This is a genomic window from Candidatus Villigracilis affinis (assembly GCF_016705895.1).
GTDB lineage: Bacteria > Chloroflexota > Anaerolineae > Anaerolineales > Villigracilaceae > Villigracilis > Villigracilis affinis.
Window position 1 is genome coordinate 153705 of record NZ_JADJKT010000040.1, and the last position, 12209, is coordinate 165913.

At 51.2% G+C, this 12209-nt stretch carries 15 protein-coding genes and 1 pseudogene; 11 read left to right on the forward strand and 5 right to left on the reverse strand.

The window, feature by feature from the left end; all coding sequences use genetic code 11:
* Positions 1–130: 130 nt before the first annotated feature.
* Positions 131–1030, forward strand: a complete 900-nt coding sequence (locus IPI86_RS23450) for a tyrosine-type recombinase/integrase (protein WP_345300456.1) — start codon at positions 131–133, stop codon at positions 1028–1030.
* A gap of 35 nt (positions 1031–1065) precedes the next feature.
* Here the strand turns inward: IPI86_RS23450 and tilS (IPI86_RS23455) are convergent, their stop codons facing one another.
* From tilS (IPI86_RS23455) to IPI86_RS23475, 5 genes are all read right to left on the reverse strand, one after another.
* A complete protein-coding gene (gene tilS, locus IPI86_RS23455) occupies positions 1066–1350 on the reverse strand; it encodes a tRNA lysidine(34) synthetase TilS (RefSeq protein WP_345300457.1) in 285 nt (94 codons plus the stop codon).
* 28 nt (positions 1351–1378) lie between these two features.
* Positions 1379–2512, reverse strand: coding sequence for a tRNA lysidine(34) synthetase TilS (gene tilS / locus IPI86_RS23460; RefSeq protein ID WP_345300458.1), 1134 nt, complete (start codon positions 2510–2512; stop codon positions 1379–1381).
* 89 nt (positions 2513–2601) lie between these two features.
* Positions 2602–3006, reverse strand: coding sequence for a methylmalonyl-CoA epimerase (gene mce, locus IPI86_RS23465; protein WP_345300459.1), 405 nt, complete (start codon positions 3004–3006; stop codon positions 2602–2604).
* Between the two features lie 29 nt (positions 3007–3035).
* Positions 3036–3635 (reverse strand): SGNH/GDSL hydrolase family protein, encoded by a 600-nt coding sequence (locus IPI86_RS23470; protein ID WP_345300460.1) that lies wholly within the window; start codon positions 3633–3635, stop codon positions 3036–3038.
* Positions 3636–3790: 155 nt separating this feature from the next.
* The gene (locus IPI86_RS23475) at positions 3791–4741 is read right to left on the reverse strand and encodes a phytoene/squalene synthase family protein (RefSeq protein WP_345300461.1); all 951 of its coding nucleotides are present in this window, start codon (positions 4739–4741) and stop codon (positions 3791–3793) included.
* Positions 4742–4913: 172 nt separating this feature from the next.
* Here IPI86_RS23475 and crtI point away from each other — a divergent pair, with 172 nt between their 5' ends.
* The 10 genes and pseudogenes from crtI to IPI86_RS23525 all read left to right on the forward strand — a co-directional run.
* Positions 4914–6449 carry a phytoene desaturase family protein gene (gene crtI / locus IPI86_RS23480; RefSeq protein WP_345300462.1) on the forward strand — a complete coding sequence of 512 codons (1536 nt, stop codon included), beginning with the start codon at positions 4914–4916 and terminating at the stop codon, positions 6447–6449.
* Positions 6450–6515: 66 nt separating this feature from the next.
* The gene (locus IPI86_RS23485) at positions 6516–7838 is read left to right on the forward strand and encodes a B12-binding domain-containing protein (protein WP_345300463.1); all 1323 of its coding nucleotides are present in this window, start codon (positions 6516–6518) and stop codon (positions 7836–7838) included.
* Positions 7835–8407: a DICT sensory domain-containing protein gene (locus IPI86_RS23490; protein WP_345300464.1), complete on the forward strand. Its 573-nt coding sequence runs from the start codon at positions 7835–7837 to the stop codon at positions 8405–8407. The genes IPI86_RS23485 and IPI86_RS23490 overlap by 4 nt, the downstream gene beginning before the upstream one ends.
* A 1-nt stretch (position 8408) precedes the next feature.
* Entirely contained in the window at positions 8409–9245 is an 837-nt protein-coding gene (locus tag IPI86_RS23495; protein ID WP_345300465.1) for a DegV family protein, read from the forward strand.
* Positions 9246–9249: 4 nt separating this feature from the next.
* Positions 9250–9576 carry a DUF1475 family protein gene (locus IPI86_RS23500; protein ID WP_345300466.1) on the forward strand — a complete coding sequence of 109 codons (327 nt, stop codon included), beginning with the start codon at positions 9250–9252 and terminating at the stop codon, positions 9574–9576.
* Entirely contained in the window at positions 9569–10267 is a 699-nt protein-coding gene (locus IPI86_RS23505; RefSeq protein ID WP_345300467.1) for a DUF3159 domain-containing protein, read from the forward strand. The genes IPI86_RS23500 and IPI86_RS23505 overlap by 8 nt, the downstream gene beginning before the upstream one ends.
* A 175-nt stretch (positions 10268–10442) precedes the next feature.
* Positions 10443–11309, forward strand: coding sequence for a DUF1295 domain-containing protein (locus IPI86_RS23510; protein ID WP_345300468.1), 867 nt, complete (start codon positions 10443–10445; stop codon positions 11307–11309).
* Positions 11310–11378: 69 nt separating this feature from the next.
* Positions 11379–11726 (forward strand): DUF4345 family protein, encoded by a 348-nt coding sequence (locus tag IPI86_RS23515; protein WP_345300469.1) that lies wholly within the window; start codon positions 11379–11381, stop codon positions 11724–11726.
* Positions 11723–11854 (forward strand): hypothetical protein, encoded by a 132-nt coding sequence (locus tag IPI86_RS23520; protein ID WP_345300470.1) that lies wholly within the window; start codon positions 11723–11725, stop codon positions 11852–11854. Before IPI86_RS23515 ends, IPI86_RS23520 begins: the two co-directional genes overlap by 4 nt.
* A 12-nt stretch (positions 11855–11866) precedes the next feature.
* Positions 11867–12205: pseudogene (locus IPI86_RS23525) on the forward strand (alkyl hydroperoxide reductase); the annotation flags it as partial.
* Positions 12206–12209: the final 4 nt, after the last annotated feature.

Below are 12209 nucleotides of genomic sequence, written 5' to 3' on the forward strand. Positions count from 1 at the left end.
AACTCAACCTAAACAACGCCAAATCCCTTGCTTAAAGCTACATTACAGATTCAACTTCCCCGGTTGACAACCTCTCCCATATTCGCTAAACTATACGAAAAGACTATGCGCTAGAGCGCAAGGAAGACTTATGGTAAAAACACCCGATTCAGCACATATTTCAGCCAAGACCCTGCTCCCTGCCGCCATCAATGGCTGGGAAATGTTCATGTACGACCAGGGACGCTCCACCAACACGGTCAAGGCATTTCTTTCAGACGTTCGTCTGCTCACCCAATTCCTCGCCCCAGACCAAACCATCGGCTCCATTACCACTGAAGACCTCAACCGTTTCTTCACATGGATGGAAAAAGAGCGCGGAATCCCATGCAGCCCAAAGACTTTGTCACGGCGCATCACTTCGATCAAGTCATTCTTCCGCTGGCTGCATCAACATGGTTCGCTGGTCTTGGACCCCGCCGAAAAAGTACTGCAACGCTCGGCCATCAGCCCGCTTCCACAGGTGCTGACCGATCAGGAATACGAAGCCGTCCTGCTTGCCGCAGACCGCCACCGACGATCTGCCAAACCAGATGCCCGCTCTTATACGCTTGTATATCTGCTGCTTACAACAGGCATTAAGAAAAGTGAATGCCTTGGCATCCATATCAATCACATTGACCTCGAAGCCAAGAACGGACCGCATGTCTTTGTCCGATATGCCAGCCCGGCCAACCGCTACAAGGAACGCAAAATACAGCTTACCGAAGATTGGATCGACGCGTACAAGGAATATCTCGCACAATATCAACCCGTTGACCAGGTCTTCGCATGGTCTCCGCGCAGGTTGGAATATCTGCTAGAGGATATCGGCGCAGAAGCAGGCCTCACCAAGCATCTCTCCTTCGATATGTGCCGCTGGACATGCGCCCTGCGTGATTATCAAGCAGGCATCGAGGCGGATAGCATCCGCCAAAAACTCGGGGTCTCCAAGATCCAGTGGCGCGAGTTATTCATCAAGATCAAGCAGTTGAATGGTGAAATAAAGTAAAAAAATAAAATTCCCGCTTTCAAGGCGGGAATTTTTTATTCTATATTTTTCTCGGGCGGGCCCGAGATCGAAAAATACACAGCGGTCTTTGTCGATTGGGTCAGGCGGTAAGAATGCGCAGGGCGATAGCCAGGCACCCAGATGATCTGGTCACCTGCACACAGCAGAGGCCAGTGGTCTCTTGCCCGCTGCGGCATCTTCTCATTCACAAAGAAATCGGTAATCTTTTGGGAGTGTCCCTCCAAACCAAGCGGTTCAAAATGATCGCCCTGATGACGCACCCGCAATTCAAGTGACTCTGGAACCCTTTCCGCATCCAACCAGATCTGGAATGGGTCTTCGTTTCGTTCAGCCTGCTTCTTTAACCAGTGTGGGGATATGCCAGCGTTCGCAGTTCATCTTCCAGCCGCCTGCGAGATCAACCTGCCCGGGAACCGTAACGGAGATGGGTGTCGTGCTCGGCATTTGCGGCCAGAGATTGAAGGACAATTTCGAATTCAAGGTACAGACGTACACAACGCCCGCCTCACGGAACATGCGCAGGCCGCCTTTCAAGTCCACGCTGGATGAGTGGGCGTGGTCTTTGATCAGGTTTGTTGCGCGCTCCAGCGCGGAAAAGTTCACATCCAGTTTCGGGCGAAGAATCTGCATGGCATGTTTGATCAAGTTCCGTTGGAGTCCGAGCGAGCGATTGGAGAGCAGCTCTGCGTCGAATGCAATCGCATCCTCTTCCACGCTGGTCACCACATCCTGCCAGGCATCCTCGAGGGTCTCCATCAAAAGGGAATAATCGCTCTTGAGCGATTGCGACATGCGCAACACAGCGTCACGGAATTTCGGGTTGTAACTTTCAAGGCTGGGAATCAGGAGATGACGAATCCGATTGCGTTGAAAGTTGATCGAATCGTTGCTTGAATCGTAATGCGGACGCAAGCCATTGGCCGCGCAATAAACTGTCGTTTCTTCTCGCCAGGTGTTCAATAAAGGCCGCACAATGGGAATCGAAGGATCAAAAGTCTTGATGATCGAACGATGCGACATGCCCTTCAACCCCGAAATGCCACTGCCTCTCAGAAAATGCATGAGGATGGTTTCCACCTGGTCATCGGCTGTGTGACCTACTGCCACGGCCTGAGCGTTTCGCTCACGCGCCAGCCTGAACATGAAATGGTAACGCATGTTGCGGGCCGCTTCTTCAAGCGAAAGTTTTTGCTGGTCGGCATAAGCACGCACATCGGCGCCGTCGATGATGCAGCCCAGCATCAAACGGGAGGCGATCTTCTCCACCATATGCGCATCCTGCCCGGCTTCGGGGCGAAGCTGATGATTGAAGTGCGCGATGATAATGGAATAGCCCGCCTGCCTCAATGTTTCCATCAAGCATAAACTATCGGGTCCACCCGAGACTCCGACAATGATCGGGCGATCCTTCACCAGGCCGCATTCATCCTGCAATATGGGTTCGATATTATCCAGTATCATTTCGTTTGAACCATTCCAGATTACACACTTAATGAAAATGCAGGAACGTAGCGCGGTGTTCCTGCATTTCAGACTCGAGTATTCGAAAATTAGATTTGATACAACTCAACCAACACCCCGCCTGTGGACTCGGGGTGAATGAAGGCATATTTCTTTCCATCCACGGCTGTGCGCGGTTCCTCATTGATGAGGCGGATGTTCTTCGCTTTCAACTGTGACATCATCCCTTCGATGTCATCCACTTCGAGGCATAGGTGATGCATGCCAGGCCCACGCTTGGCCAGGTATTTGGCAATACCCGAGTCCTCAGAGGTAGGCATGACCAGTTCCACTTCTGCGCCAGCGACGGGCAAAAAGGCCACCTGTGATTTTTCGGCAGGGACATCGCGCAGTTCGTGCAATTCGATTCCGAGCGCATCGCGCCAGAACAAGAGTGATTTATCCATGTCGTCCACGACGACCGCAACATGATTGACAGCTTTTATTTTTGGCATAGTGTTCCTCAACGATTGGATTTTACTTCTTATTTGATTATTTCAATGACCGTCGGAAAAACTTTCTCCGCCCACAGGGAATACATTTTGCCCGATGGGTGCAAACGATCTGAGGCTATTAATTCAAAGTCATCCATCGCCATACGGGAAATGATGGTGACGTCTACATAGTGCGCCCCAGCCGATTTGGTTTCTTCGAGATTGACCGCGTTAAATTCGTCAATTTGCAGGCTGATCGGTTCGGTTTCACGGCTGGCAGCAAAGGGAGTGAAACCCCAATCGGGAATGGACAATACAACCACACGCTGCGGGTCTCCCCCTGCATATTCAATGGCCTTGCCAAGCATAAAGCGGAAATCTTCCCGATAACCATCCAGCGGATATCCACGATACTGGTCGTTGACCCCGATCAACAATGTGACAAGGTCATAGGTCCCATCAGGTGGATTGGCCTGGACTCCTTCCCAAAGTTCGTCAACCGTCCAGCCTGTGCGGGCGATGATGGTGACATCGGTTTGAATTCCCTGCTCAGACAGCATGGCAGCCAGCTGGTTCGGCCAGCGTTTGTTTTCTGCAACGCTCTCGCCAATTGTGTACGAATCACCCAGTGCCAGATAACGAATTCCCATTGTATTCTCCGCAGTCGATTCTAAAGTTCCCGAGCAGGCAGCCAGAAAAAGGAAAAGAATAAATGCTATTTTTCTCACGAGGCAAGTATATCAAAAATCGCCCCTGGCAAATTACCAGAGACGATTCGGGAAGTGTAACAAACAAGCAAAATGAATTAAAGCGAGCGAACCTTCAACCATAAACTTGGGATGCGGCTGATTTTGCCCAATGCAGAAAGGCTGGCACGACGATTAAATACGTTGTAATCGTGTTTTTCTATATCTTCCAAAATGCCACAGTAAAAAGTGGATGCCGCACCGATGGCGAGTTGTCCTTCACGCTCGAGCATTTTGACACCCTCCCAGGATTCCTTGTACAACTGACGAGTGCGTTCGATCTGGAATTTCATGAATTGGCGCCACCTGTCTGTGACCCTGCCTGCGGCAATATCAGATTCCTGGATGCCATAAAAGACAAGTTCTTCACGGGGAAGGTAGATTCGGCCGTTGCGGTAATCCTCCCCCACATCGCGCAGGATATTGGTCATTTGCAATGCCACACCGAGTTTGATGGCATAAGGCACGGCATCATGACTCTTGAAGCCGACAATATACATACTCATCAATCCCACCGTGGAGGCGACGCCATAACAATAGGTGGCGAGGTCATCAAAGGTTTGATAGCGGGTTTGGGAAAGATCACGCGCCACGCCGTCGATCAACTGCAGGGCGTAGTGATGCGGAATATGGTATCGGGTAAGGGTATCTGCCCAGGCGGAGGCGACCAGGTCATCGGTTGAGGTGGAAGCGGCATTTTGAACGATATTCCGCCAGTAGTCGAGTTCAAAGTCGCGATCCTTTTTCAATTCGACTTCATCCACAATATCATCCACGGTGCGGCAAAAAGCGTACAGTGCGCGGGCAGCGGAGCGTTTTTCTTCTGGAAGAAGCCCGGAAGCCAGATAGAAGGATTTGGAGTGTTCGCTGGTGATCTTTGCGGCCTTTTTATAGGCGGCCTGTAATTGGGCATCTCCAGCCCAGTATGAAAAGAAAGGGTGGGCAGAAGTATGCGGGAAATGCCCGGCGAGGGCGATCAATTGGTTTTCCCAGTTTGCTTGTGCTTGCATGTTTTCTCCTGTTCAGTTTCTCTTTAGGCCTAAAAAACGTTCCAATGCAGTTATTTTACAGGATTTGTCTATATTGTCAAGGTTTTGCAAAGTATTTTTACTAAAAACCTTGACAAATACTAGACAAAGAATATAATAACCTAAGAAGTTTTCTGAAACCAAGGAGATAATTATGCGAAAACAGACCGCAGTAGTGATCGGCGCAGGAATTGGCGGAATTGCCACTGCCGCCCGCCTCGCGAAAAATGGCTACGATGTTACCGTCGTGGAAAAAAATGACACCCCCGGCGGACGTTGTAACCAGATCGTCAAAGACGGCCACCGCTTCGATATCGGCCCCACCTTGTTCCTCATGCCTGAGGTCTGGGAGGAAACTTTTGCCTCGCTCGGCGAAAAGATGAGTGATCATCTCGACTTGCGCCGCATCGACCCCACCTACAAAGTCCGCTTTGATGATGGGCTGCAGTTGGAATTGACCTCGAACATCGGCGATATGCAAACCCAGCTCGAAAAAGTGGAAAAGACCGCCTTTACTGGTTTCCTGAATTACATTGCTGAAGGCAGCAAGCACTACAAGATCTCTCTCGAGAAATTCGTCGGGCGTAACTTTTACAACATCTTCGAATATTTCAGCCTGTCCAACCTGCCTTTGATCTTCCAGCTTAAGGCACTGGGCAAGCATTACACCAATACAGGCCGATTCTTCAAGGATGAAAGACTCAAGGCCGCATTCACCTTCCAAAACATGTATCTGGGTCTCAGCCCCTACGATGCGCCCGCCACATACTCCTTGCTCCAGTACACCGAACTTGCAGAAGGTGTCTGGTATCCGATGGGCGGCATGTATGCCGGCATTCAGGCATTGACCAAGGTCGCTGAAAAACTGGGCGTGAAATTCATTTACGATGCGCCAGTGAAGAAGTTGAAGGTTGAAGGTTCGAAAGTGGCAGGTTTGACACTGGAAGATGGCCGTGAATTGACCGCCGATATCTTCGTCGGCAATGCTGACCTGCCTTACATGTACGACCAGCTTCTGCCTGACCGCGCCGAAGCGAAGAAACTCATCAACGAAAAACTGTATACCTGCTCCACCATCATGTTCTATTGGGGTGTGGACAAGGAATATTCACAGATCGCGCATCACAACGTCTTCCTCGGCGGTGAATACAAAGCCTCGTTCGAGAAGATCTTCAATGAACACACCCTTCCCGAAGTGCCGTCATTCTACGTGCATGCACCCAAACGCACCGACCCAGCCGCCGCGCCTGAAGGTCAAGACACACTGTATGTGCTCGTCCCCGTCGGCCATCTCGACGCCCGCTCCGCACAGGATTGGGATGCAATGGTTGCGCGTGCCCGCCGTTATGTTCTCGACCGCCTCGCAACGGAAATGGATGCCGCAGATCTCGAAGCGCATCTCAAGTTCGAGATCGTGTACCAGCCCAAGACATGGAAGGAACGTTTCAACCTCGTCAACGGCTCGGCGTTTGGCCTCAGTCACAATTTCTGGCAGGTCGGGTATCTGCGTCCGCATAATCGCCACAAAAAATACAAGAACCTGTACTTCGCAGGCGCATCTACACACCCTGGCACAGGCCTGCCCATCGTTCTGCTTTCAGCCCGCCTGACAACTGAGAGAATTCTCAAAGAGTACAAAGGCTTGCAGGTGGAAGGGTACAAATTGGAACAAGCTGCTGCAGAAGGTTAATAAGCGGTACAATAACCGTGCAAAACCTTTGCAACCAGCCCACTAATTTGTCACCGGAGTCCAACCATGTCTATTAGCAAGAACCCCGCCTTCAACTTGAAAGTCGTCCTGCAGGAAACAGGCATCGCCGCAGATACCCTGCGCGCCTGGGAACGCAGGTACGGTATCCCCATGCCTCAACGCACGGCGGGCGGGCATCGCTTGTATTCGCAATACGATATCGAAACGATCAAATGGCTGATGGGAAGGCAATCGGAAGGACTTTCGATCTCCCGCGCAGTGGATTTGTGGAATGAACACAACGCATCTGGTGCAGACCCGCTGGCTGGTTTTGCGCCTTCGACAGTCATCGCCCCGTTGGGGACTCCTGCCATTTACCTTTCATCCGATACCAGCCTCGATTCCCTGCGTTCGCAATGGGTCGAGGCCTGCCTGAACTTTAGTGAATCGACCGCCGAACAGGTTTTGAACCAGGGATTTTCCATGTTCCCGGTGGAAGTCATTTGCACAGAAGTACTGCAAAAGGGCATGGCCGAGATCGGCGGGCTTTGGTATTCAAACAATGCTTCGGTTCAGCAGGAACATTTCGCATCAGGTCTGGCAATGCGCCGACTCGACGCATTGCTCAGCGCATCCCCCGCCCCGACCCTCAAACAGACCGTGCTGGTAGGATGCCCGCCCAACGAGTGGCACACATTCACCCCCCTGCTGCTCTGCCTGCTCCTTCGTCGGCGTGGATTCCGTGTCATTTATCTGGGAGCAAATGTCCCAGCGGAAAGATTCGCAGAAACCGTTTCAGCAGTTCACGCCAACATAGTCGTCCTCGTCGCGCAGACACTTATCACGGCAGCGGCATTGCACGCCACAGCCCACTCTCTCACAGAAATGAAGATTCCCGTTGGCTACGGCGGACGCATTTTCAACTTGCATCCGGGCATCAAAGACCATATCCCAGGTCATTACCTCGGCAACAGCGTGGACTCTGCCATCGAAAAAGTGGAAACGCTTCTAAAAGGCAATTCGCCCAAAGTGCAGGCAAAAAGCATGACGAATGAATATCAGGTTGCGCTTGAATTCTTCAACGCCAAACGTCTGCACATCGAAAGCACCATCAAGGAAATGATTCCACCCATCGTATCCGAAGGGATCGATACTGGCATCCACTTCCTCGGCGATAACATCGCCGCCGCCCTGCAGCTTGGAAATATCGAACACGTCAACGCCGAATTGGAATGGCTGAAGGTCTTGATGCAATCACACCAGCGCCCGCAAAAGGAATTGGCTGACTTTATGGAAAACTATTCCCGCGCCGTGGATAAGCACATCAACGGTCAGGGCTCGCCGATCAAGGTTTGGTTAAATGACCAGGCAAGGCAAAACCAACCATGACAAAACAAGATACGCTTTCAGCTTTCTACCACAAACTCCTGCCTTTATTTCCCCCGCGAACCGAGGGTTATATCAACCGTCTTAAGCAGCAGGATCTGCAACACGCCAATTTTCGTTATATCTTTTCCGTGAAAAGCATGATCGAGATCAGCCACATGATCGAAGACTCGGTCATCAATACCCTCGGCGGTGCAGACACACATGTTTCGTTTCAATATTTCTCCCGTATCAACGCACAATTGGGACAATACACAAAAGTAGCGGAAGCGTCCAAAGGCCTGTGGCTCTACGGCGTTTCAGATGCGCCGCTTCCTCAACTTGCACGCACCACAGGCATCGACACCAGCGGAACGCCGCTCGAAAAATACTGGTTCGTAGTGGCTTATGGACCTGGCATTTATGCCACCCTGCTCGCTGAAGAAATTGACCCGGAAGAAGGTCAGCGCTTCTATGAGGGCTTCTACACCTTCGAACCCAATGCCGCCTTCCAGATCATCTCGCTTTTGCATCACATGTTCCCCACACAAGTACCGCCGCCAATTGCACCACAAGACCAGGAGAAGGAATAACATGAGCGTCCGCATCGTTACTGACAGCACTTGTGACCTACCTGAAGAAATTACAGATCAACAATCCATTACCGTAATTCCGTTGAATATCAATTTGGGCGACCAAACCTTTTTGGATGGTGTTGACCTCACCCGCAGCGAGTTCTACACCCAATTACCTAGCTACTCCCCGTCACCGAAAACCGCCGCGCCCGGGCCTGATGTATTTACCAGGGTTTTCAACCGCCTCGCTGACGAAGGCGCACAAGCCATCCTGTCCATTCACATCTCGGAGACGTTAAGCGCAACGATCAATTCGGCACGCATTGCCGCCCTGCAATTCACCCGCATCCCCGTCACCGTGCTCGATTCAAGCCAGCTCAGCCTCGGGACAGGTTTTCTCGTTGAAAAAGCGGCGATCATGGCCAAAGCCGGGAAAAAGATCGAAGAGATCACTTCAACCCTGCAGGAAGTGATGAAACGCACCTACGTCTTCGCCTCTCTAAAAACACTCGAATATCTGCGCCGCAGCGGACGAATGAATTTTGCCATTGCGAAATTCGGTGAGCTATTGCAAGTCAAACCCCTGCTTCATATGCACATGGGAAAAGCCACCGCCCATCGCACCCGCACCCAAAAGCGCGCAACCGAACGCCTGCTTTCCTGGCTGGAAGAATACGCGCCCTACGAAAAACTGGCAATCCTGCATGCCGGTGTTCAAGAGGAAGCCGAAGCGTTACGCGAAAATATACGCGCCTTCCTGCCAAACGGCGAAGTTTCAATTGTGCAGATCACACCGGTGCTTGGCGCACATCTCGGCATCGGCGCACTGGGGTTTGCCTGCATTTCAAAGGAATAAGTTCATGAAAATTGCAAAACTCATTTCCATTCTTGGCATGCTTGCCATGACCGCAGTACTCATCTACGGATTCACCATTGGAGATTTTTTCGGCGAAGGCAGCCAACTGGCCTCCATGCCGTGGGGCATTGTCTCCCTTGTAGACTTGTACACTGGCTTCACCCTCTTCTCGGCATGGATCATCTATCGTGAAAAGTCCCTGCCTGTCGCCATCCTGTGGACAGTAGCCATGATGACCCTCGGCTTCTTCGCTGGCAGTCTCTATGCCTTCATCGCATTGCAAAACAGCGGCAATGATTGGCGCAAGTTCTGGCTCGGGAAGCATGCCTGAAAAGATCATTCCCCAGCCCGGCAAAGGGCGTGAGCTCCTCGAAGAGTTGCAAACGGTCTTAACAGGGCGCAACTCCTTCCTGGATGCGATCCTTCCGCCGATCATCTTTTTGATGGTCAACGGTCTGGTCAATTTTCAAGCCGCAATGTGGAGCGCGCTGATCGTTTCCATCATCTTTGCAGTTATTCGAGTCATTCGCAGACAATCATTGGTTTACGCTCTGGCCGGTGTGGGTAGTGTGGTGGCCGCCATCGGCATCGCCTGGTTCCTTGGAAGGTCAGAGGGATTCTTTCTGCCCGGGCTCGTCAGTGGAAGCATGACTCTGCTGTTGACGGTCTTAAGTCTGGTCATTCGCCGCCCCATGATGGCATGGAGCAGTTACCTAGCTCGCCGCTGGCCGCTCGACTGGTACTGGCATGCACTGGTGATGCCTGCATACAGCGAAGTGACTTTCGCATGGGCAGTTTTCTTTGCCGCCCGCCTGCTATTACAGTTTTTATTTTTTCAAAATGCAGATGTCAATTCATTGACCATGGTCAACTTCATCACTGGCTGGCCCGCCACGATCCTGTTATTGGCGTTGAGTTATTTATACGGCACATGGCGTCTCGCCCAGTTGCGCGGCCCCAGTGTGGAAGAATTCCTTAACGACACCCCAGCCCCGTGGCAGGGTCAGAAACGCGGGTTTTAATCCTGCACCGCCAAAATTAAAAAAAGATGCTCTCCCGTTTTTACCGGGACAGCGGAAGACCTTAGCCGCGAATTTCAAAATCAAATTCGCGAAAATCCATGTAATTCGCGGCAAAAAGATTCTCTTTGTAGTTCAATCCCGTCAGAAACGGGAGAGCCAAAAAAGGAAACCATTCATGAAGACAACAGATCGCAACGCGCTTATCGCATTTCCCATTTTGATATTGATCGGCATTCTGGTCGCCTTGGCGGGCAGTCAGGGCGGAGCTTTGATTGCTGGAGTTCCATTATTTGCCTTGTCAGTTGGGCTGGCCTTTCTCATCCAGTGGCTGGTCTTTATCCCTGCTTATTTGATGCAGACTGAAAAATTCTTCGACCTGACCGGCAGCCTCACATACATTTCGGTCATTATCATCGCGATCCTTTTCAGTGCAGGCGTTGATGGCAGGTCGATCCTTCTCGCGGCGCTTGTGATCATCTGGGCGGTTCGTCTGGGCAGCTTCCTGTTCGGCCGAATTAAAAAAGCAGGCAAGGATGACCGTTTTGATGAAATCAAACCATCCTTTATCCGCTTCCTAAACGTTTGGACCATTCAAGGCTTATGGGTGACGTTCACCATGGCCGCCGCGCTGGTCGCCATTACGACAAGCAACAGAAAAGAATTGGATGCATTTGCCATCATCGGCCTTCTGATCTGGGTTTTCGGATTTGTATTCGAGGTTGTGGCTGATTCTCAAAAAAGCCGCTTCAACGCGGATCCTGCAAATAAAGGCAAATTCATTCAGACAGGCTTGTGGGCTCGATCGCGTCACCCAAATTATTTTGGTGAGATCGTTCTCTGGATCGGTATTGCAGTGATCGCCGTCCCTGTTTTGCAAGGCTGGCAATGGTTTGCGCTGATCTCTCCTCTGTTCGTCACTCTGCTCTTGACACGCGTCAGTGGCATTCCCCTACTCGAGAAAAAAGCCGACCAAAAATGGGGCGGGCAGGAAGATTACGAAACCTACAAAAAGAACACGCCCGTATTAATTCCCCGTCTGTAATTTTCACATACAGCGATCCCAGGCCAACATGGCTTCATAAATATCAAGTCTATTAAATTCAGGAAAACAATGATCGTTCAAATTTTGCAAATCATCGCAGCAATCGCCACCATCCTCACAGGGTTGGTTTCACTCTTCAAGCCAGAGTCAGTGACGGGATTTACGGGCCTCCGTCCCGAAGGTGGACGCGGCATTACCGAGATCCGCGCTGTGCTGGGCGGATTCTTCATCGCCCTTGGCGCCGCGCCCCTATTTCTTAATTCACCTGTGGCATATGCCATGCTCGGCATTGCCTATCTAGGCATTGCGCTGGTGCGCGGCATCTCCATGTTCGTGGATAAATCCGTTACTCAATCCAATGTCATCAGTCTTGTGGTTGAAATCATTTTCGGAGTCATCCTGGTGATCCCTGTATGAGCCGCGCCGAACTCAATAAGCCCGCACCAAATTTCACGCTGACCGATTTCAACGGAAACGAAATTAATCTCACAGATTTCCAAACAAAGAAGAATGTCCTTCTGGTTTTCAATCGCGGCTTTTTCTGACCCTACTGCCGACGGCACATGGCGCAGTTGCGCCAGGATTATGACAAATTCACAGCACAAGACACCGTGATCGTGGTGGTCGGCCCCGAAAACAGCCTCGCATTTTCGTTGTATTGGAACAGCAATTCCCTGCCTTTCATCGGACTGCCTGACCCCGGCCATACGGTCTTGAAACGCTACGGGCAGGAGGTCAATCTCTTCAAGTTTGGACGCATGCCCGCCCAGGTAACTATTGATAAAAATGGGATCGCGCGCTTCGTCCATTATGGGCATGACGCGCGCGATATTCCAGCAAACGCGGAAATTCTCGAATTGCTGGAGACCATGAATAAAGAATTGCTCGCCGCTTAAAAAG